The 22233-nt window shown below is 56.9% G+C and carries 19 protein-coding genes and 1 pseudogene; 18 read left to right on the plus strand and 2 right to left on the minus strand.

Annotated features, from left to right (window positions below):
- From RS027_RS11410 to RS027_RS11495, 18 genes and pseudogenes are all read left to right on the plus strand, one after another.
- Positions 1–105: pseudogene (locus RS027_RS11410) on the plus strand (IS5/IS1182 family transposase); the annotation flags it as partial.
- A 438-nt stretch (positions 106–543) separates the two neighbouring features.
- A complete protein-coding gene (rfbB, locus tag RS027_RS11415; RefSeq protein ID WP_311956999.1) occupies positions 544–1770 on the plus strand; it encodes a dTDP-glucose 4,6-dehydratase in 1227 nt (408 codons plus the stop codon).
- A complete protein-coding gene (gene rfbD / locus RS027_RS11420) occupies positions 1767–2669 on the plus strand; it encodes a dTDP-4-dehydrorhamnose reductase (protein WP_311957001.1) in 903 nt (300 codons plus the stop codon). The genes rfbB and rfbD overlap by 4 nt, the downstream gene beginning before the upstream one ends.
- A gap of 181 nt (positions 2670–2850) precedes the next feature.
- Positions 2851–3723 carry a glucose-1-phosphate thymidylyltransferase RfbA gene (gene rfbA, locus RS027_RS11425; protein ID WP_311957011.1) on the plus strand — a complete coding sequence of 291 codons (873 nt, stop codon included), beginning with the start codon at positions 2851–2853 and terminating at the stop codon, positions 3721–3723.
- A gap of 134 nt (positions 3724–3857) precedes the next feature.
- Positions 3858–5444: a phosphoglucomutase (alpha-D-glucose-1,6-bisphosphate-dependent) gene (pgm, locus tag RS027_RS11430; RefSeq protein WP_311957013.1), complete on the plus strand. Its 1587-nt coding sequence runs from the start codon at positions 3858–3860 to the stop codon at positions 5442–5444.
- Between the two features lie 127 nt (positions 5445–5571).
- A complete protein-coding gene (gene rfbC, locus RS027_RS11435) occupies positions 5572–6120 on the plus strand; it encodes a dTDP-4-dehydrorhamnose 3,5-epimerase (protein WP_311957015.1) in 549 nt (182 codons plus the stop codon).
- A 30-nt stretch (positions 6121–6150) separates the two neighbouring features.
- Entirely contained in the window at positions 6151–7197 is a 1047-nt protein-coding gene (locus RS027_RS11440) for a hypothetical protein (RefSeq protein WP_311957017.1), read from the plus strand.
- Positions 7198–7209: 12 nt separating this feature from the next.
- On the plus strand, positions 7210–9150 hold the full coding sequence (locus tag RS027_RS11445) for a rhamnan synthesis F family protein (RefSeq protein ID WP_311957020.1): 1941 nt from the start codon (positions 7210–7212) through the stop codon (positions 9148–9150).
- Positions 9147–10103 (plus strand): hypothetical protein, encoded by a 957-nt coding sequence (locus RS027_RS11450; protein ID WP_311957022.1) that lies wholly within the window; start codon positions 9147–9149, stop codon positions 10101–10103. The genes RS027_RS11445 and RS027_RS11450 overlap by 4 nt, the downstream gene beginning before the upstream one ends.
- A complete protein-coding gene (locus tag RS027_RS11455) occupies positions 10100–11188 on the plus strand; it encodes a glycosyltransferase family 61 protein (protein WP_311957023.1) in 1089 nt (362 codons plus the stop codon). Before RS027_RS11450 ends, RS027_RS11455 begins: the two co-directional genes overlap by 4 nt.
- Positions 11189–11215: 27 nt before the next feature.
- The gene (locus RS027_RS11460; protein WP_311957035.1) at positions 11216–12172 is read left to right on the plus strand and encodes a sulfotransferase family protein; all 957 of its coding nucleotides are present in this window, start codon (positions 11216–11218) and stop codon (positions 12170–12172) included.
- 337 nt (positions 12173–12509) lie between these two features.
- On the plus strand, positions 12510–14081 hold the full coding sequence (locus RS027_RS11465; RefSeq protein WP_311957037.1) for a hypothetical protein: 1572 nt from the start codon (positions 12510–12512) through the stop codon (positions 14079–14081).
- A 30-nt stretch (positions 14082–14111) separates the two neighbouring features.
- Positions 14112–15728 carry an aldolase catalytic domain-containing protein gene (locus RS027_RS11470; RefSeq protein ID WP_311957040.1) on the plus strand — a complete coding sequence of 539 codons (1617 nt, stop codon included), beginning with the start codon at positions 14112–14114 and terminating at the stop codon, positions 15726–15728.
- Position 15729: 1 nt separating this feature from the next.
- Complete coding sequence (locus RS027_RS11475) at positions 15730–16431, plus strand: acylneuraminate cytidylyltransferase family protein (protein WP_311957042.1); 702 nt, start codon at positions 15730–15732, stop codon at positions 16429–16431.
- Entirely contained in the window at positions 16431–17102 is a 672-nt protein-coding gene (locus RS027_RS11480) for an HAD family hydrolase (RefSeq protein ID WP_311957044.1), read from the plus strand. Before RS027_RS11475 ends, RS027_RS11480 begins: the two co-directional genes overlap by 1 nt.
- 28 nt (positions 17103–17130) lie before the next feature.
- On the plus strand, positions 17131–18093 hold the full coding sequence (locus tag RS027_RS11485; RefSeq protein ID WP_311957046.1) for a sulfotransferase family protein: 963 nt from the start codon (positions 17131–17133) through the stop codon (positions 18091–18093).
- Positions 18090–20399 (plus strand): glycosyltransferase family 2 protein, encoded by a 2310-nt coding sequence (locus tag RS027_RS11490; RefSeq protein ID WP_311957048.1) that lies wholly within the window; start codon positions 18090–18092, stop codon positions 20397–20399. The genes RS027_RS11485 and RS027_RS11490 overlap by 4 nt, the downstream gene beginning before the upstream one ends.
- A gap of 71 nt (positions 20400–20470) precedes the next feature.
- The gene (locus RS027_RS11495) at positions 20471–21487 is read left to right on the plus strand and encodes a glycosyltransferase family protein (RefSeq protein WP_311957049.1); all 1017 of its coding nucleotides are present in this window, start codon (positions 20471–20473) and stop codon (positions 21485–21487) included.
- Between the two features lie 85 nt (positions 21488–21572).
- Here RS027_RS11495 and RS027_RS11500 read toward each other — a convergent pair whose 3' ends face one another.
- Together RS027_RS11500 and RS027_RS11505 are read right to left on the minus strand one after the other, a co-directional pair.
- Positions 21573–21938, minus strand: a complete 366-nt coding sequence (locus RS027_RS11500; RefSeq protein ID WP_446497137.1) for a helix-turn-helix domain-containing protein — start codon at positions 21936–21938, stop codon at positions 21573–21575.
- Positions 21935–22231, minus strand: coding sequence for a type II toxin-antitoxin system HigB family toxin (locus RS027_RS11505; protein ID WP_311957051.1), 297 nt, complete (start codon positions 22229–22231; stop codon positions 21935–21937). Before RS027_RS11505 ends, RS027_RS11500 begins: the two co-directional genes overlap by 4 nt.
- Positions 22232–22233 lie beyond the last annotated feature (2 nt).

Below are 22233 nucleotides of genomic sequence, written 5' to 3' on the forward strand. Positions count from 1 at the left end.
CGATTGAAACCGTATCGCGCCATTGCGACGCGCTACGATAAGCTCAAACGAAATTACGAAAGCATGGTGGCCTTGGCATGCGGCTTTTTATGGCTACCAATGTGAAACGTCAACAGGCCCTAACATCCGCGAGGTGGAGCGTGAGAAGGACGGCCAGATCCTGCGCAACAAGCGCGTGATCCTGCGCCCGGCACAGCCGAAGGCCTGACGGCCGGCAGCAAGTATCGTTTCGATACTATGAGAATGGCTTCGCCAGCGGCGGAGCTCAACACAAGCCCAGGCAGCCGCCTGGGCTTGTGCATGACTGGCCGGGCGATCCTCTCCATCGGCTATAACGGATTACCTTCACTGTCGGCGATCTCCTCTTGACGCGCCCGAACATTATGCTCAAGGCCGCAGTGGGGTTCGGGGCCCGGGTCGACTGGGTTACCATGCCACCCAAAGGCACTTATGCCGAAGCTCATCGAGGCTTTGGTCGGCGGTAGCGTGCCTGCACACGACTCACCCCTCACCCCTCACCACTCACCAATCACGAAGCAGATCATGCCCAAGACCTTTCTGATCACCGGCGGCGCCGGCTTCATCGGCTCCGCGGTGGTGCGCGAGCTTATCAAGAACACCGACCACCGCGTCGTCAACGTCGACAAGCTCACCTATGCCGGCAACTTGGAGTCGCTGGCCGAGGTAGCCGATAGCCCGCGCTATAGCTTTATTCAGGCCGATATCTGCGATGCGCCGGCCATGCAGCGCGCCTTCGCCGAGCATCAGCCCGATGTGGTGATGCACCTGGCCGCGGAGAGCCATGTGGACCGCTCAATCGATGGCCCCGCCGAGTTTATTCAGACCAATGTGGTGGGCACCTCGGTGCTGCTGGAGGCCGCCCGGGGCTACTGGAAGGCGCTGCAAGAGAGTGAACCCGAGAAGGCCGCCGGCTTCCGCTTCCACCATATCTCCACCGATGAGGTGTATGGAGATTTGGCGGAGGAGGGGGCTTCTTCCAGCTTCCAGCTTCAAGCTTCAAGCTCTCTGTTTACAGAGGACACCCCCTACGCCCCCAGCTCGCCTTACTCCGCCAGCAAGGCCGGCTCCGATCACCTGGTGCGCGCTTGGCAGCGTACCTTCGGCCTGCCCACCCTGATCACCAACTGCTCCAACAACTACGGGCCCTATCACTTCCCCGAGAAGCTGATTCCGCTGATGATTCTCAACGCCCTGGCCGGCAAGCCGCTGCCGGTGTATGGCGATGGTCAGCAGATCCGCGACTGGCTCTATGTCGACGATCACGCCCGCGCGCTGATCAAGGTCGCCAGCGAGGGCGAGGTAGGCGAGACCTACAACATCGGTGGCCATAACGAGAAGACCAATCTCGAGGTGGTGGAGACGCTCTGCGAGATTCTGCAGGAGCTACGCCCTCTCCCTGCCCATGATGACACCGCCAATACTGAATCGCCGGATAAATCCGGCTCCTACAAGGCGACGGCAACCCACTCCGATGATGTTGTAGGAGCCCGATTCATCGGGCGATCAGCGGATGGCTCAGTGCTTGAGCACTACCGCGACCTGATCACCTTTGTCCAAGACCGCCCCGGCCACGATCTGCGCTACGCCATCGACGCCGGCAAGATCGAACGCGAGCTGGGCTGGGTGCCTGCAGAAACTTTCGAAACCGGTCTGCGCAAGACCGTGGAGTGGTATCTGACCAACGAGAGCTGGTGGCAGCGCGTGCTGGACGGCAGCTATCAAGGTGAGCGACTGGGGGTTGGTGCATGAAGATTCTGGTAACGGGAGGTAATGGGCAGGTCGGCTTCGAGCTGAAGCGTCAGCTCTGTCTGCTCGGCGAGGTGCTGGCGCCTGATCGGGCCAAGCTGGATCTGGCCGATGCATCAGCCGTCGAACAGTGGTTGGAAGCCCACCAGCCCACACTGATCGTCAATGCCGCGGCCTATACCGCGGTGGACAAGGCCGAGGAGGAGCCCGCGCTGGCGCGGCGGCTGAATGCCGATCTGCCGGCACAGCTGGCCGCGTACAGCGCCGCCCGCGGCCAGTGGCTGGTGCACTACTCCAGTGATTACGTCTACCCCGGCAGTGGGGAGGCCCCGTGGCGGGAGCAGGACGCCACCGGCCCGCTCAGTGTCTACGGCCAGACCAAGCTGGAGGGCGACGAGGCGGTGCAGGCCAGTGGATGTCACCATCTGATCTTCCGCACCAGCTGGGTATATAGCGCTCGTGGCAACAACTTCATGAAGACCATGCTGCGCCTGGGCCGCGAGCGGGATGCGCTCAAGGTGGTCAGCGACCAGGTCGGTGCCCCCACCCCGGCCCGCCTGATCGCCCAGGTCACGGCAATGGCGCTCTCCGATGGCATCGCCCGACAGAGTCGGGCTCCTACAAGGCCACCAGCCGGTATCTACCACCTGGCCCCCGCCGGCGAGACCAGCTGGCATGGCTTCGCCCAGGAGATCTTCCGCCAGGCCGCAGTGCTGGGCGAGGAGCTGGCCATTACGCCCGAAGGTGTAGCCGCAATCCCTACTGCGGAATACCCGACCCCGGCCACCCGGCCGCTCAACTCGCGGCTCTGCTGCCAGGAGCTGGAGCGTGTACTAGGCATCACCCTGCCCAGCTGGCAAGAGCAGCTGGGACTGACGTTGGCCGAACACCTCGACAGGTAGAAGCGCGATTTATCGCGCGAAGAGACTGCCCTCGCCGGATAAATCCGGCTCCTACATTGGCAATGCTGCCACCACACCCCGTAGGAGCGCGATTTATCGCGCGATGAGGCTACCATCGCCGAAATGTCGGACCACCGATAAATCGGGCTCCTACGACGCACCACTCAAGGAAGAAACTCTTATGGCACGTAAAGGCATCATCCTCGCCGGCGGTTCCGGCACTCGCCTGCACCCCATTACCCGCGGCGTTTCCAAGCAGTTACTGCCGATCTACGACAAGCCGATGATCTACTATCCCATCTCGGTGCTGATGCTGGCCGGCATCCGCGAGATCCTGATCATCTCCACTCCGGAAGACCTGCCTCAGTACGAGAACCTGCTGGGCAGCGGCGAGGACTTCGGCGTGCGTTTCGAGTATGCCGTGCAACCGAGCCCCGATGGCCTGGCCCAGGCCTTTATCATCGGCGAGGAGTTTATCGGCGACGATCCGGTGTGCTTGGTGCTTGGCGATAACATCTTCCACGGTCAGCACTTCAGCGACCAGCTCCAGCGCGCCGCCGCGCAGCCCTCCGGCGCCACGGTGTTCGGCTACCTGGTCAAGGATCCCGAGCGCTTCGGCGTGGTGGAATTTGACGAACAGGGCACAGCCATCTCCATCGAGGAGAAGCCGGAGGAGCCGAAGTCACCCTATGCGGTCACCGGCCTCTACTTCTACGACAACGATGTGGTCGAGATTGCCAAGGCGGTCAAGCCCAGCGCACGCGGCGAGCTGGAGATCACCAGCATCAACAACGCCTACCTGCAACGTGGCGATCTGCGTGTGGAGCGCCTGGGCCGCGGCTTCGCCTGGCTGGATACCGGTACCCACGACAGCCTGCTCGAGGCCGCCCAGTACGTTCAGACCATCGAGCATCGCCAGGGCCTGAAGGTCGCCTGTCTGGAGGAGATCGCCTGGCATAACGGCTGGATCACCACCGAGCAGCTGGTGGCCTGCGGCATCGCGTTGAAGAAGACCGGCTATGGCGAGTATCTGCTGCGTATAGCGAAATCGTAGCGCGCGATTTATCAGCCGATAACCCTTGATAGGTTCCCATTCCAATCGCCGAATAAATTCGGCTCCTACAATGCCTGCCTGGCACACAACCTCGTAGGAGCCCGATTTATCGGGCGAAATTTATCCTGGTAACTATGCCCAACCCTCTTCTTCAAGCCTATTCGGATCATCCAGACCCCAACGACCCCGCTCAGCGGGTGAGCTTCGGCACCTCCGGCCATCGCGGCAGCTCGCTGGCCGGCAGCTTCAACGAGGCGCATATCGCCGCCATCGTCCAGGCGGTGGTGGATCACCGCCGCGAGGCCGGTATCACCGGCCCGCTGTTCCTGGGCCGTGATACCCATGTGCTCTCCCGGCCCGCCTGGGAGACCACCCTGGAGGTGCTGGCCGGCAACGGCGTCGACGTCGTCATCGCCACCGGCGATGAGGTGCTGGCCACGCCGGTGATCAGTCATGCCATCCTGCGCCATAACGCGCAGAGTGAGGCGCCGCGCGCCGATGGCCTGATCATCACCCCGTCCCACAATCCGCCGGAAGATGGTGGCATCAAGTACAACCCGCCTCATGGTGGTCCGGCCGAGGCCGAGATCACCGGCTGGCTGGAGGCGCGGGCCAATCGCTACCTGGAGGCACAGGACGATGAGCAGGGGGAGGGCATCGCCCGCCTGCCGCTGGTCCAGGCGCGCCAGGCGGCCCGCGAGCAGGACCTGATTGGCCATTATGTGGAGAGCCTGGGCGAGGTGGTGGACATGGCCGCCATCCAGGCCAGCGGGCTGCACCTGGGGGCGGACCCCATGGGCGGCACGGCGCTGCCGATCTGGCGGCGGGTGGCCGAGCGCTATGGCCTCGATCTCGAGATCGTGAATCCCGAGATCGACCCCGCTTTCGCCTTTATGCCGCCGGATCACGACGGCAGGATCCGCATGGACTGCTCCAGCCCCGCGGCCATGGCCAACCTGCTGGCCATCGAGGATCGCTTCGACCTGGCCTTCGGCAATGACCCCGACGCCGACCGCCACGGCATCGTCGATGCCGGCGGGCTGATGAACCCCAACCACTACCTGGCCGTGGCCATCGCCTACCTGCTGGGGCATCGACCCGAGTGGTCGCGGGAGCTCAAGATCGGCAAGACGCTGGTGTCGTCGTCGATGATCGACCGCGTGGTGGCAGCGTATGACCGTGAGCTGCACGAGGTGCCGGTGGGCTTCAAGTGGTTCGTCGAAGGCCTGCACCAGGGCTGGCTGGCCTTCGGCGGCGAGGAGAGCGCCGGGGCCAGCCTGCTGACCCGGCAAGGCGCGCCCTGGTCCACCGACAAGGACGGCATCGCCCTGTGCCTGCTGGCCGCCGAGATCATGGCCGTCACCGGTCTGTCACCCAGTCAGCACTATGCTCGATTGACCGAGCTCTTCGGCACCCCGCACTACCGCCGCATCGATACCCCCTGCGGCGCCGAGAAGAAGGCGGGGTTCAAGGGGCTGAGTGCCCAAAGCGTAACCGCCAGCAGCCTGGCCGGCGACCCCATCGAGCAGATCATGACCCAGGCCCCCGGCAACGGCGCCTCCATCGGCGGGCTCAAGGTCACCACCGCCAACGGTTGGTTCGCCGCCCGCCCCAGCGGCACCGAAGCGCTCTACAAGCTCTACGCCGAAAGCTTCCAGGGCGAGGAACACCTCGATGCCTTGATCGCCGACGCCCAAGCCCTGCTCGAAACCGCCCTGTAGGAACGCAGTGCCGCTGCGCGATAGCCGCAGGTGTCCCCGATCAATCGTAGACTACCCACATTTACCTGAGCCGAGCGGTTGGTTTTTACTTACAGCTTACGGCTTAAAGCTTACAGCTAAGGTCCTTATGATTTACGAAAAACTCGCCATCCCCGACGTCGTCCTGCTCACCCCGAAAGTCTTCGGCGACGAACGCGGCTTCTTCATGGAAATCTTCCGCCAGTCCGAGTTCGAGCAGCACTGCGGCGACTACACCTTCGTTCAGGATAACCACAGCCTGTCGGCCCACGGCATCCTGCGCGGCCTGCATTACCAGCTGGAGAAACCCCAGGGCAAGCTGGTGCGGGTGACCCGTGGCGAGGTATTCGATGTGGCGGTGGACTTGCGCCAGTCTAGTCCCACCTTCGGCCAGTGGGTCGGCGCCACCCTGAGCGCCGAGAACAAGCAGCTGCTGTGGGTACCGCCCGGCTTCGCCCACGCCTTCTACGTCACCAGTGACGAGGCCGAGTTCCAGTACAAGTGCACCGACTACTACAACCCCGGCGACGAATACTGCATCCGCTGGGATGACCCGACGCTTGCCATCGCTTGGCCACTGGTGGACCACAAGGCGCCACGGGTCTCCGAGAAGGATGGGCAGGGCGACTCGTTTGTGGATGCGGTGAAGTTTGCCTAATAGCGAGCTTCTTTCTATGAAAGGGATAACATGAAAGAGACTTATACGGCACTGAGGGAGTTTGGCGCCACCTTCCTGGGACCCGCCTTGACGATGTATGCACGAGCGGTTGAGCAGGAGGCGGACGACAAGTTGCCGGTATGCCTCGCCAGGGAAGGGTGGCTGCTGCACCAGTTACTCACACACCTCTATGATGAGGGGCTGATTCACCTGGACAGGGCGCCCATTTATTTGAAGGTGTCGCGTACCCTGCTGTTCCGGGCCATGCTGGGCGAGGCAGCGACCTGGGATATTGCCCTGAAGATGGAGTTCGAGGGCACCCTTCTCGAGCTGCTGATGAAGCGCTTTGGCCTGCAGATGCATGAAGCCTTCGCGTCAGTGCCTGCCGAGGTGCTTGGCTTCGAGCTCTCGCTTCCCGAACAGGCGGATGAGGTACAGGAGTGGCTGAGGCCGCATGCCGAACGTTTGCAGAAGCAGGTCGCGTCGACTCGTCAGGCTGCCTATGGCTACTTCAAGAGTCAGGGACTGACTGAAGATGGCGTGATGCCGTTAATGCTGGATGTCGGCTACGCCGGCTCCATCCAGAAGCTCTGCACACATTTTGTCCAGCGCGATACGGCGGGCCTCTATTTCGTTGCCACCAAGCCGGGCAAGCAGTCTCTCGGCGACCAGGTGGCCACCATGAAGGGGGTTTTCCGTGAAGGGGTGGCCTGGAAGGAAGACTATACCCTGCTGGAGCGTTCGTTGCTGCTGGAATGCATGATGACGGCGCCCCATGGCCAGGTGGTGGATATTCGGCAGAGCCAGGATGGCGACTATCTCTTCTTCTACGGCAGAGAGGCCTCCAGCCAGCGCTACTATCAGAACCTGGAGGCGGTGCTGGAAGGCGCCAGAGAGGCCGTGACCGAAGCATTGCGCAATAAGGTGACCTACAGCGTCGAGGAGGTCGAGGCGCTTTATGAGGTCTTTGCGACGCGCCCAGGCGCCATTCCTCAGGCGGTCTGGCATCTGTTTACTGCCGACGATGATATTACCGGCAACGGCATGGTCAATCCGCTGCAAATCTTCGGAATCTAAACAGGTGCCTTCATGATCAATAGCCTTAAGTCACTGCAAAGAAGTCTGAAGAGAGCGACGGGGAGCCCACGAATTGACTATGAAGCCCTCTCCCAGGAGGCAATCCGTTCAGGGCTTTTCGATCCGCAGTGGTATGCAGTGCAATATGGCAGAGAGTTCGACAGCGACCTCGATGCCTTCAGAGACTATGTTCGCAAGTCTGCCTTTTCACCCATCAATCCGTCACCGGCCTTCGATGGTGAAACCTATCACCGTACCTATATGGATGTGTACCATGGGCAACTCAGCCCGTTGCTGCACTACCTGATGCATGGCAGGGAAGAGGGCAGGGGGTTCGCACCGCATCAGCCACGCTGGGCGCCGCGCCAGATCCTGGAGCCTCAGCGACAGGTTACCGGTGCTGCCCAAGAGCTCAAGATCGCTGCCTGCCTACATATCTTCTACGAAGACTATATCCATCGCTTCGCTCAGGCACTTAACGAGTTTCCCATCGAACTGGATGTACTGCTGACCCTTGCGAAGGAAGAGCATATTGCGACTGCCCGGAAGGTCTTCGAGGCGCACCCCAGGGTCAGGCACGTCGAGATTCGGGTCGTGCCCAATCGCGGTCGAAACTTTGCACCCTGGCTGGTGGAGTATGCCGAGAAACTTCAGCAGTATGACCTCTTCTGCCATCTCCACTCCAAGAAGTCGCTCTACTCAGGGCGTGAGCAGACCCAGTGGGCCGACTATCTGACGGAGTATCTGCTCCGTGACCCAGCGGTTGCCAGTGGGGTGCTGAACCTGTTTGCCGAGCATAATGAGCTTGGGGTCTATTACCCCACGACCTTCTGGATGATGCCCTCCTGGGTGAATCATGCGACCATGAACACGGGCTTCATGAAGGAGTGGTCAGATAGGTACGGCATCGAGCCCTGCAAGGGCTTTCTCAGCTACCCGGCTGGGGGGATGTTCTGGGCACGCCCTGCCGCACTCAAGGATCTGCTTGCTTCCTCCTGGCGCTACGAGGACTTCCCTGAAGAGCCGCTACCCAATGATGGCTCCATGTTACATGCGCTGGAGCGTATTATCGGCAAGCTGGCAGAAGCACGTGGTTACCGGGAGTTTTACTACTATCCGCCCACCGGGCAGTTTACCAGCGACCAGACCTATATATTCTCAAGCTACCAGGGAAGCAGCATTGATGCGCAGCTGCCTGCCATCCGCGCCCATGAGTGCATCAGCTTCGATGTGTTTGATACCCTGGTTCGCCGTGAATATACCGAGGCCGACTACGCCAAGCTGAAGTTGGGTCAGGAGCTTGCCGAGGCGGGGAAGGTCGAGTCGGCGGAAGCCTTCGTCAAGCTGCGCAATGAAGCCGAGTTCACCTTGAGGAAGAGGGCCCAGTTCAAGGGTGATGTGTCGATAATCGACATCTATGCCGAGCTGGCCAAGCAGCTTGACGTCACTGCTGAGGAAGGCAAACGCTGGATGCAACAGGAGTTCGAACTCGACCTCAAGATGATTCTGCCCAAGAACGAAATGGTGGAGCTGTTCAACAACCTGGGCAGCCTGGGGCACAAGCTCTGGATCATCTCCGATACCTACTATACCCGTGGGCAGGTCGGCCTGATGCTCAAGAAGGCCGGCATCACGGTGCCCTACCGGCTGCTCGTCTCCAGCGCAGAACAGAAACGCAAGGACAATGGCACCATGTGGCATATGGTCAAGCAGGACCTGGCGGAGGAGGGGATCACCCGCTACCTGCACATCGGCGACAACGTGGTGGCCGATGCCCAGCTGCCCGGTGATCTCGGGCTGACGACCTTCCATATCCTTCATCCCATGGACAAGTGGCAGGCCCTGGGCTTTCCCAAGGTGTTGCAAGGGCCCGATGCGCTGGATGAAGGTCAGATTCTCAAGTGGGGCAAGCTGGTGAGCCAGGTTGGCCGTAATCCGTTTATTGGTGAATGATGAAAAAAGACACCCTTTATCTCCACGTTGGCTGGTCCAAGACGGGGACCTCTGCCATCCAGTTGCAGCTGCAGCTCCAGCAGGACGACTTGTTGCAGAAGGGGATCCTCTACCCTCAGAGCCTCCAGTGGCCTGATCACTCCCACCACCCCTTTGCGCTATCGTTCAAGGGCAGCGGGGCCTATCAAAGCGACATGACCCCGGAGCAGGCCCTAGAGAAGCTCCGGCTGGAAATGGTGTCGAGCCCGGCCGAGAACGTGCTGCTTTCATCTGAGTTGTCTCCCTTCTACTTCAACAACCCGCGCTTCAGCGCTTTCGTGAGTGAACATTTCAGCCGAGTGGTAGTGATCTTTACCATTCGGGCCCAATCCGAGCTGCTGCTGTCACTCTTCAACCAGCTGGTGAAGGATCCCAACGTTCGCTACGGCGCCTCGCTGTTTACCCTGGCCATGCGCAATATTCACTGGCTGAACTTCTACCAGAACATCAGGCAGTGGAGTGATGTGGTGGGCAGGGAAAACATCATGGTGATTCCTTACAGCCAGAACGTGGTGAAGGATTTCTTTGATAAGTTCGGGCTTCCTGTTCGAGATGTTGCCGAGACAGAACCAGGTCCAAGGATCGTTAATCCCTCGCTCCCGACAAGGTGCCTGGCGGTGCTGCAGGCGAGAGGAAGGAAGGCTAACGATGCGGCGAGTTTTTCACGGATACGTGATGAAGTCCTAGCGCTATCCGAGAAAGTGCCCAATATTCATGATAAGTTCGTTATTTTCTCTGTTCCAGAGCAACAGGCGTTGAACGATTATTTCATGAGTGATAATGCAAGGCTGTCTGAGTTCCTTGGTGGCGATATTGGCTTTCTTCAAGGTCAAGAATATCGTCCCGTGAAGGTTTTGCCGCCAGGAATCAAGCTGGAAGAGCATATGAGTAATGCTTCGGCGAAAAAAGTATGAACACACTTAAGATTTCATCCCACGCTAAAAAAGAGGCAGGGGGTAAGGCCGATAGTCTTTTTTACCAAGAAGTCGATAACCTTTGGGCCGATAAGGAAAAACTTAGTTGCAGCGGCCCTGGGGCTCCTGCCTATTACAAGGTACTTGGCCGTAGCGCTCATATCAAAGCCTGGCCTAAGCGGCTGTTGATTGCGCAGCAGTTATTGCTGACTGGTCCTCGGTTTACGATGTATAGCCTTCCTGAAAGGCAATATATTTTGGGATCATCCGTGAACTGGCATGCTCCCTTGCTGGAAAGTGATCTATCGGACCCTTCGATCTCCCACGCCAAGGTATCTGACCTATGTTACCTGGAGCGTGGCATAGTCTTGACGGCTCCTGGGTTCAGGGTGTATGGGCATTGGCTTCTTGATTTTCTGCCAAGGTTGGTGCTGGCAAAAAAGTATCTTGATAGATCCGAGGAAAAAGTTCCAATAATAACGAGGAAAATACCGCCCTGGGCTTGGCCTTTTATCGATGCTCTCAACTTGCGTAATGATATCAGTGAGCATGATAAATACAGAGGTATCGTCCTTGGAGAGGCTATTGTTCCCTTGGTAGCCAAAGAGGGTGAAGTCTACTCAGAGTCTGCATTGTTTGAGGCTTTTTCCCAGTTGAGACAGTATCTTTTCTCTCAGCCGGCTACCAGATATAAAAGAATGAAGGAGAGATATGGTGATAATTGCTTTGATAAGGTTCTTATAGTAAGAAGAAAGCCACCATACGCCAGTAATCAAAGGGAGCTTGGAGAGAAACTAGAGAAGATAGGTTTCATATCTGTCGATCCGCAGGAGTACTCCTTGGCTGAACAGGCGCGTATTTTCTCCACGGCTTCGATTGTTGTTGGAGAAGATGGGTCAGCGCTTCATAATATTGCATTTTGCCAGCCTGGTACCCAAGTGATGATGTGGGGGCGTTCTGATCGCATTAACCTTCGCCATCTCTCTGTGGCGAGAGCTGCGGGTGTAGAGTTTTCAGTTTTTCCGGGCTCGGGAAGTATGGATAATTATAGAGTTGATATTGAAGCTTTGTTGCGCCATTTATGACTAATCCCCAATGCCAGAGGTGATTGCTTGATTGTTTTTGTCCATATCCCGAAAACTGCCGGAACAAGCTTTGGGAAAGCGCTATCTTCCCAGTATGGAAGCGAAAAGATTTGGTATGACTATAGCTTAACCTTTTCGAAGACCTCTGAGCCCATTGCGGAGTATGTTCATAAACAACATGATATGTGGGCGCTAAAGAGGTTGGCTGATTCTAAAGGGATTCGTGTTATTTCTGGGCATTATCCAGCCGTTCGCTACCAGTCAATATATGGTGTTACAGAATACTGTACATTCTTTCGCGACCCCATTCAAAGGGTCTATTCGGAGTATTGTCACAGGAAGAGGCGATCGTTTGATAGGTTTGAGGGGAGTTTTGAAGACTATTGTAATGTAAAAAAATTCTGTAATGTTCAGTCTCGACACCTTAAGGGGGCAGTCTGGCCGGCTTTTGGATTTTTAGGGCTTACTGAGTTTTACAGTGAGAGTCTGGAGATGTTTGAGGGTTGGCAGGGTGTAAGTCTTGATCGTGTAGAAGAAAATAAAAATACCAGTAAAAAAGGTGCGGCATACTCTCTTACTGATGATGAAAGGAAAATTGCTACAGAGACACAGCGTCAAGACATCACCCTGTATGATTCCGCAGTAGCCTACTTCAAGGAAAGGCTCAAGGCCTTTAGGGGTGGTCATTTTGTAGTCAACGGCCAGGTCACGATATCTAAAGAAGGGAAAGTCAAAGGCTTTGCGTTCTTCAATGATAGTCATCAGGGGCTTGAGCATGTGGCTGTTGAGGTATTAGTTAACGGCGAAGTTGTAAGCTCCCTTCCAGCCAAGGAATACAGAAAGGACCTGCATTTGATCGGTGCTCCAAAGAATGGACACGTTGGTTTTAGTAAGAACCTTCCATTAAAGCCTGGTGATGTCGTGTCTGCACGCGTGGCGGAATCTGGGCAGTACTTAGCGAATGGTATTGTCAAAAAGAAATAAATAGCTCCTGATAAGGTAACGTCCGAGTGGCAGAAAACCTCAAGATAAATCTATTATCGCATCGAAGAGGGTTTCTCACCATCTTAATTTCACTGAAAGTATGCCTATTTAAGCTGGTAGAGTAGATCCAAGTCCTAGTGACCCGTTAACTCTGAGCTTGCATCGTTTCGCCAGCACCAAGTTGGCCTGCCTGAGCTTCGGTTAGTTCATGAAAATTCTGTAGAAAGTAAGTCTGCTGCATGCGCTTCAGGCCAAATCCACGTGAAGTGACGAAGAACCATAAAATCGTCATTTACATCTATAGCCAATCTTCTTTTATTAATTCTTTCAGGTGTTCATGAGTAATCTCACTGATTTTTTAAGATGCCTTGGTAACGGGGCAGATGGTTTTAATATAATTACCCATGAAGGAGAGGGTGAATATAGCGATACTGCTAAAATTTTTTGCATGCAAAAAAAAGGTGATTTTAAAGGTCTTTTTAATCTATGGCAAGAAAAGGTCAGAAGCAATCAGTTTGAGTTGGCGCATCCAGAGACTGGTGTAAAAACAACTGCTTTATATAATGTAAAGTATGGTGTGGTGAACTTTGTTTTCATGGCAGATGAAAATAATAAGAATGTTTGGCTGTTGGCGCAAAGTGCTTTAATGATCAACTTGGCGATAACTTTTAAAAATATATATAGAAGTGTTTTTAGTAATGAAAAGCCAATATTTCCGCATATTAAAAATTTGTCTAGCATTAATGCTTCTGAAATAAGTTTGAAAAAAGGAGGGTTTGGATTCCTTCTTTCTCACCCCCGGCCATACCATCATTTTTATGATCAATTGAAAGTTTTAACGGCTCTTGATCATGATAAGCCTGTTCTCGATAGAGGTTCTTTCTTTATTCCCGAAGAGCTTTCTAAAGTTGAGCCAGGCGATCATGTCTTTTTATACCCTAATGCAATAAATAGCCTGCATATTAGTGGTAGTGGGGTTCTGCTTTCCAGAGAAAAAGATAGGCTTATGGAAAGACTTGTTTATAAAGAGTCCATAAGGCTTAAAGGTCAGGGGTTTGCTAAAGGGGAATCGGGAAGCTCAGTTTGCCTCTGGTTTGGTGTGACAGGTCAGAAAAGAAGCTGGTTAGATCAAGTGGAAGGCTGTATATGTATTGTGAAATTGCTTAAGCCTTACTTTGATACTGTTTCTCTTTACGTGGATGGCATGACTGCAATTCAGGGAAAAAGAATTAAAAATAAAGAGGATGAGGCAGTATTTCAAGAGATAAGAAAGAGGCTTTTAGACATTGAAGGAATAACCATAAATTCTCTCATTGGTTTGGATTACAGAGAGAAAATTCTCTATTGTGATTCTGTTGATCTGTTTATTGCCAATGCTGGCACTGGTTGTATGGTGCCGTTAAGGTTTGCAAGGAAGCCTGGTGTCCTGCATAGCAATACCAAGCTGTTTTCATTTCCTGACGAATACCCTTCATCCGTAAAAAAGGTTAGCAAAAATTATGTTGTAGATTTTTTTGATAGCGATAGCTCTTCTGCAGCGCAAAATATTAGTTACCATGTCCCATGGCAGCATATATTTAATCTTGCTTCAGATGTTCTGAGTGAGATAAAAAATGTGGCAATACCCAAGCTGGATGTTCCACCTGTTGAAAGTGTTGGTAAAAATGGTTTTAATAATTTTGAAAGGAAACATGAGTCTGCAAGTCAGCATTTCTTTAATCTAAGTGCTAGGTTGGGGAAAAAACCTAATTCACCTGCTGTTCTACGTGAAGTGGCGTTAGCCTTTGAGGCGGAAGGTGATATTCAAACTGCCATGAAGGTGATGGAGAAGGCTTATGTTCTTAGACCGAATGGTCCGGTAATAAAGAAAAAATTAGAAGAATATAAATCAATTTTAAAAATTCAATAATTTATTTTTATTAGGGGTCGGTGGTTAGTTATGGATTTAAAATCTTCCAATTTTCTCGACTGTACTCTCCGCGATGGCGGCTACTACAACGCTTGGGATTTCTCTTCTGCGCTGATCCACCAATATCTCGACGCCATGCAGGCCGCCGGGGTGGATGTGGTGGAACTGGGTTTCCGCACACTGAAGAACCAGGGCTTCCAGGGGCCCTGTGCCTTCACCACCGATGAGTTTATCCGCAGCCTGATGATACCGGCCGGGCTGACGATTGGCGTGATGGTTAACGGCAACGAGCTGGTGGGCGAAGTGCCCCAGCAGGAGGCTCTTGAGCGGCTGTTCCCCAATGCGGCAGCAGACTCGCCTGTGGACCTGGTACGCATCGCCTGCCACGTGCATGAGTTCGAGAAGGCGCTGTCGGCGGTCATCTGGCTGAAGGAGCGTGGCTATCAGGTCGGCTTCAACCTGATGCAGGTGGCGGATCGCACCGAAGCGGAGGTGAAGGCACTCGCCCGTCAGGCCAAGGCCTATCCGATGGATGCGCTCTATTTCGCCGACAGCATGGGCAGCATGAACCCGGAACAGGCGGCGCAAATCATCCAGTGGTTCCGCAGCGAGTGGTCCGGTGCCATGGGCATTCACACCCACGACAACCTCGGCCTGGCACTCTCCAACACCCTGCGGGCGCTGGAGGAGGGCGTGACCTGGGTGGACTCCACCGTCACCGGCATGGGCCGCGGACCGGGCAATGCCCGCACCGAGGAGCTGGCCATCGAGATCGCCGAGCGCCGCGGCAAGCCGGTCAACATGGTGCCGCTGATGGTGCTCTTGCGCGAGCACTTCACGCCCATGCAGGCTCACTACGGCTGGGGCACCAACCCCTACTACTACCTGGCCGGCAAGTACGGCATTCACCCCACCTATATCCAGGAAATGCTCAGCGACTCCCGCTACAGCGAGGAAGACGTGCTGGCGGTGATCGAGCACCTGCGGGTGGAGGGCGGCAAGAAGTTCAGCCTCAACACCCTGGATGCGGCACGCCACTTCTACCGGGGCGAGTCTACCGGCCAGTGGTCACCCAAGGAGCGCTTTGCCGGGCGTGAGGTGCTGCTGCTGGGAACCGGGCCGGGCGTGGCCCGCCACCGGGATGCCCTGGAGCGCTATATTCGCGACCATCAGCCGCTGGTATTGGCTCTCAACACTCAGAGCGCCATCGATGCCGAGCTGATCGACCTGCGCGTGGCTTGCCACCCCGTGCGCCTGCTGGCGGACTGCGAGGCCCACACGCGCCTACCTCAGCCGCTGATCACCCCCTATTCCATGCTGCCGGCGGATGTGCGTGACTCTCTGGGTGAAAAGCAGGTGCTGGACTTCGGCCTCAACGTGCAGGCGGATGGTTTCGAGTTTGCCGAGACGCACTGTACGGCGCCTACCTCGCTGGTAGTGGCCTATGCCCTGGCGGTGGCAACAAGTGGGCAAGCGAGCCGAGTGCTGATGGCTGGGTTTGATGGGTTTGATGCCGGAGACCCTAGGAATTATGAGTTGGAAAAACTTTTTGGTGGATATTTAGAATCTGCAGATAGTCTGGAGCTTTTCTCAATTTTGCCTACTCGATATCCAGTAAATAAGATTTCTGTTTATGGCGAGGTGTGAAATGAGAGTTTCTGTTTTTCTTCCAATGCGGGCAGGAAGCCAAAGGGTAAAAAACAAAAACACGCGCCCTTTTTTGGAGTCAGGGGAGAGTCTTTTTGAGTGCAAGATAAAAGAGATAAAAGAGCTTGTTGACCTTGGCGCTGTCGATGAGGTCGTCGTGTCAACAAACGACACCCAGGTTATAGCTCAAGCACAACCTTTCCTTTCAGAAAACATCAAGCTTGATGAAAGGCCTGATAAGCTTTGCTCTTCCTCTACGAAAGTTTTGGATCTTATAAGCTATGTTCCAAACGTGGTAGAGGGAGATCATGTTTTTTGGATGCATGTGACCTCTCCTTTTATGGTTGTCGCCGACTATAAGCAAGCTATCGAATTGTATTTCGACAATGTCATCAATGGAAGTTATGATTCTCTGATGTCTGTCAATAAGGTACAGCAGTTTTTGTGGAGTGATAAGCTAAAAAAAGTTATCAACACTGATAGATCTATCAACCCTTGGCCAAACACACAAGACTTGGATCCGCTTTATGAGATAAATCATTCTTTTTATATATCTAGCATAAAAAACTATTTGGAGTTGGAGGACAGGATTGGTGTAAATCCTTTTCTTTATGAGTGCGAAGGTTTGAAAAAGTTGGACATAGATTGGGAAGAAGATTTCAGTCTTGCAAGCGTGATTGCTCGTTCTATGGTCATTAGTTGATGAAATATGCCACTTATATCTTCGACTGCGACGGTGTGGTTTTGGACTCCAACAAGGTCAAGACCGAGGCCTTCTACCGGGCCACCTTGCCTTACGGGGAAGCCGCCGCCCAGGCCATGGTCGATCACCATGTCGCCAACGGCGGGGTGTCGCGCTACAGGAAGTTTGCTCATTTCCTGGAACAGATCGCACCTACCACCTCACCAAATTACGCCGAGCAGCGGAATCCCGCCGAGCGGGGCCCCGACCTGGAGGCGCTGCTGCAGGCCTATGCCGGCCATGTGCGTGAGGGGCTCTTGGGCTGCGAGGTGGCCCCGGGGCTTGAAGCACTGCGCAAACAGACTCCCAATGCTCGCTGGCTGATCGTTTCCGGTGGCGACCAGGCCGAGCTGCGCGACGTATTCGCCCAACGCGGCATCGCCGCGTGGTTCGATGGCGGTATCTTCGGCAGCCCGGATACCAAGGACGAGATCCTGGCCCGAGAGCTGGCCTCTGCCAATATCCAGCAGCCGGCGTTGTTCCTGGGGGACAGCAAGTACGATTATCAGGCGGCCAGCGCCGCCGGGCTGGACTTCGTGTTTCTGAGCGGCTGGAGCGAGGTGGTGGGCTGGCAAGCGTGGGCTGCCGAGTTGGGGATTGCAACGGCAGAGAATATCGGTGAAATTGTTTGATTTTTCAATCTAGGTAGAGTGGCCCTTCTTGTTATCCTTTGTCCATATTCCCAAGACTGCCGGCACCAGCTTTCGCCTTGGTGCCGAGCGCTACTTCAATCGCGAAAACGTTGTTTACGATTACGGCAAGGAGTCACCCGCTACCACGCCGGTGGTCGTTGATACCCTCTATGCAGAACCCAAAGATTTCTGGAGTTTCAGGAGCGCCTGCGCCCAGCAAGGGGCTTCCATGGTGGGGGGGCATGTCAATGCCAGCCGCTTCGTTTCCCTCTTCGGTGTAGGTAACACGCTGACGTTCCTGCGCGACCCCCTGCAGCGCATGGCTTCCGAATATGCCCACTTCGTGCGTCACTACGAGTACAAGGGCAGCTTCCACGATTTCTATTCACGGCCGATAATGCATAACCGGCAAAGCAAGATCCTGCATGGGGTGGATGTCGAGGCCGTGGGCTTTGTCGGACTGACCGAGCGCTACACCGATAGCCTGAAACTGCTCAACGCCCGCTATGGCCTCGCGATTCCGCAGCGTGAAGATAATCGCGGCAAGAAAAGCCTGGATGCCGTGCATGAGATCTCCGCCGAGGACGAGGCCGAGCTGAAGCAGCTGAACAAGCGCGATATCCGCCTGTATGAGCAGGCCGTAGCGTTATTTGATCAGCGTTACACGATGCACCAAGAGGGTTCGCCCTGGGCCCATGCGCGCCTGGTGGAGGTCAAGCCGGGGCGTATCGCTGGCTGGGCATGGTGGGAAGGTGAGAGTGACGAGCCAGTGGTCGTGGAGGTATGGGCTAACGGCAAGCACCTGGATACCGTCACCGCGGTAGAGCTGCGCCCTGGTTTGTGTCGGCTGTTGCCGCCGCGGGGAGGCTATGTGGGCTTTCATCTGCCGGTAAAACTCAAGCCCGGTGATCAGGTACAATGCCGCGTTTCCCTCACTGGCCAGTGGTTTCCGTTGAAGCCGCGTCGGGTACCGAAACCGGATGGAAGATGAACGCAAGGAATCGCAAACGCCTCGACAAGAGCTCGCACTGGCTGGCCCATGGCTTGAATGAAACCTTTCTGGCGCGCTTTCCGCTTGATCGGCTCACGCCTCACCACCAGTTGCTACCTGTAGACGCACCGGGTTCGCGTTATGCGTGGCAGGCGACCGGTGACGACCCCCAATTTCTGCTCAAGCGCGGACTGCCGCTGCCGGGCTGGCAGATGCTGGAGGTCGCCATGCAGCACGACCAGCCCAGCGCCGCGGTCAAGCTCTACCTGGATACCGGCAAGGGGTTAAACGAGGAGCTCTGCTTCTATTTGCCGCTGAAGAGCGGGCGGGTCACCAAGCGGCTGTTCTATGTGCCGCGGCGCTTGAAGGGCCTGCGCTTCGATCCTATGGAGTGCGAGGGTCGCTTTACCATCACCCATCTGCGTATTGCCTGGCTGAGCCCCGGGTTTGCCCACGATCGCCTGGCCCATCGCCTGGCCAATATGCACCACGAGTTTCGCGGCGTCACCAAGGCCGAGGTGCTGCCGTTGCTGAAACGCCAGGCGCGCGAGGCGGGGCGACACTGGCGCGAGTTTGCCCTTGAGCAATACGAAGCCACCTTCGAGCGACGTACCGCGCGCTATAGCTACCGTAAGTGGCTGGAGGGGCGCCGTGAGCTCACGACCGAGCGGGCACGCCGGGTGATCGACCAGCTGCCGCACACGCCGCTGATCTCGGTGCTGGTGCCGGTCTTCAATCCGCGCCTCGAGTGGTTACGCGAGTGTCTGGATTCGGTGCTGGCACAGCCCTACCCGCACTGGCAGCTGTGCATTGTCGATGATGCCTCGACCGATCCCGAGGTGCGCCAGGTACTGGCCGAGTATGCCGAACGGGATGCGCGCGTGCGGGTGGTGTTTCGCGAGGAGAATGGCAATATCTGCGCGGCCAGCAATAGCGCCCTGGAGCTGGTGGAGGGTGAGTTCGTGGCGCTGCTGGATCACGACGATACGCTCTCGCCGGGTGCGTTGTTTCGCGTGGCCCAGGCGTTGCACCGCCATCCGGATGCCGGTCTGCTGTATAGCGATGAAGACAAGCTCAACGAGGCGGGCGAGCGCTTCGATCCGCACTTCAAGCCACAGTGGAACCCCGACCTGCTATTGGCCCAGAACTATATCTCGCATCTGGGGGTGTATCGTACCGGGTTGGTACGCGAGGTGGGCGGGTTTCGTCAGGGCACCGAGGGCAGTCAGGATCACGACCTGGTGCTGCGGGTAACGGCACGCCTGCTGCCCGAGCAGATCGTGCATATTCCCCATGTACTCTATCACTGGCGTGCCGCGGCGGGCTCCACGGCATTGGGTAGCGAGCAGAAAAGCTACACCACCGATGCCGGCCTGCTGGCGGTGCGCGATCATCTGCGTGAGCGGGTGCCCGGTGCGCGGGTCGAGGCGGGGCATTACCCCAATACCTACCGGGTGCACTGGCCGCTACCCCGGCGCCTGCCACTGGTCAGCCTGCTGATTCCGACCCGCGACCGGGTGGAGATCCTCAAGCCTTGTGTGGATGCGATTCTCGAACGCACCCACTATCCCCACCTGGAAGTGCTGATCCTCGATAACCAGAGCCAGTGCCGCGCTACCCTGGACTATATGCACGAGGTTTCCGAGCGCGATAATCGAGTGCGGGTGCTGCGCTGGAATGAGCCGTTTAACTATTCGGCGATCAACAACTATGGATCGCTGTATGCCCGTGGCGAGATCCTGGGGCTGGTCAACAATGATATCGAGCCGATCAATGCCGACTGGCTGGACGAGATGGTGCGCCAGGCGTGCCGCCCGGAGATCGGCTGTGTGGGGGCCAAGCTCTACTACCCCAACGATACCGTGCAGCATGGGGGAGTGATCCTGGGGATCGGCGGTGTGGCGGGCCACGCCCACAAGTATTTCCACCGCAACGCGCCGGGCTATTTCACCCGCCTGCACTTGGCGCACAACCTGTCGGCGGTCACCGGTGCTTGCCTACTGGTGCGAAAGTCAGTATTTGAAGAGGTCGGAGGGCTCAACGAGGAGCACCTATCGATCGCCTTCAACGATGTTGACCTGTGCCTGAAGGTGCGCGAGGCGGGCTACCGCAACCTGTGGACCCCCTACGCCGAGCTCTATCACCATGAGTCGGTCTCGCGCGGGGCCGATGACAGTTCCGCCAAGCGAGCCCGCGCCAACGGCGAGGCCGAGTATATGCGCCGCACCTGGGGCAGGGCGCTGGATACCGACCCAGCCTATAACCCTAACCTGACGTTGGTGCATGAGGATTTTTCGTTGCGCTGAGTGCTTTGCTGGTGAATGGGGAGTGGTGAGTAGTGAGTGGTGAATGGTGAATGGTGAATGGTGAATTGTGAATGGTAAGTCGTGAGCGCTGGCTGGTGCTGAGCGATGGGGCGCGGCCGACCGAGGATATCTACTTTCTCGAGTCGGTCGCGCCCCATTTGCGTTGTGAGGGTCACGATGGCGGCCGGCTGGATGTGCGTGGTTGGCGGTGGCGGCTGGCGCGCTGGGTGCTGTCGCGCCAGCCCGGGGCCAACCTGGTGCTGTGCCGCACCCTGCCGGAGGGGGCGCTGCGCTGGCTGGAGCGCGAGTGTGGCGCCTTCGGGCGAATCGTTTATGTGATCGATGACGATCTGGCGGCCGCGGCAGCCGACGAGACGCTTCCTGCTGCCTACCGGACGCGTATGGCCAGGGCGGCGGCGCAGCAGCCGCGGCTGTTGGCGCTGGCCGATGAGGTGGTAGCCTGCAGCACGGGGCTGGCCGAGCGGTTGCGAAAGTGCCATGGCAACGTCAGGGTGATGACACCGCCCTTGATCGCACCGTTACCGGATCTCACCCATTTCGCTGCCGCCCCCTCGGCAGAGCAGCCCTGGCGGCTCGGTTTTCATGGTACCCGAGCGCATCTTTCGGATCTTGAACAGATCGCACCGGCGCTTGAGGCGCTGCAGCGGGAGCGTGACGATAGCGAGCTGGAGCTGATGCTGGGCCAACATGCGCCACCCGTGCTTGCCGAGTTGCCGCGCACCCACTGCCCGGCGCCGCTGTCCTGGTCGAAGTTTCGCGACTACCAAGCGCGCCACCGGGTGCATATCGGCCTGGCGCCACTGCTGGATACGCCATTCAACCGGGGCAAGTCATTCATCAAGTTCCTGGATATCGCATCGATGGGCGGGGTGGGGGTCTATTCGAATCGCGCGCCCTACACCGAGATCGTCGAGCATGGGGTCAACGGCCTGCTCGCCGAAGATGACCCTGGCGACTGGCAGCGCTGCATCACCTGGCTGCTGGAGCAACCCGAGGCGGCGCGGGGGATGGCGGAGGCTGCGGCCGAGCGGGCTGCGGGGCTGGGAGTGGTCAGGTGTGAATGGTGAATAGTGAATGGTGAATGATGATGAGGGATGAGCATTCACCAGCGCGCTTTGGGCCGTGGATCCACGGGCGCCTGGATGCCCGCTGTCATGCAGCAGATTCACTCATCAGGCTCTCATAGGGGATCTTGAGGCCTTCGTGGAGCCTTCTTATCATCCGTAGACTGAGCTTGCGCTTGCGGTTCAGCACCTCGGAGACGCGACCGCTTGGGCCGATGAAGGGCTCCAGGTCGCGCTGTGAAAGGCTTTGCTGCTCCATGCGAAATTTGATGGCCTCAATCGGGTCCGAAGGCCCGATGGGGTAGTGCTGGTCCTCGTATTTCTCGATCAGGATAGAGAGCACTTCCACTTCGTCTGCTTCCGGGGTGCCGTCTTCTGCCGCCCACAGCGCTTCCAGTCGAGCGAATGCACGCTGCAGGTCAGCCTCGTTGTGAATGGGTGTGATGTGCATCATATCGTCTCCGCATCGACGTGATCGTATTGCGCGTGTGTACCAACGAAACGCACCCAAGCGATCTGCTGGGTGTAGCGGATGGCCACGATAACTCGGTACTTGTTACCTCCGATGTTGAACACGACTCGGCCACCCTTGAGGATGCTGGCCGTGCGTATTTCGGCCTTCAGTTCCTGCGGGGTTGCCCATGCTGCTTTAAGCATCATGTTGTGCCACTCGGTGAGCGGTGTCCTGGCGTCGCTGTGACCCTGTTCCCAGAACTCTCTCAAGGTGCGCTTGGCAATGACTCGCATGG

Origin of the sequence: Halomonas garicola, assembly GCF_031935715.1 — a bacterium.
GTDB lineage: Bacteria > Pseudomonadota > Gammaproteobacteria > Pseudomonadales > Halomonadaceae > Vreelandella > Vreelandella garicola.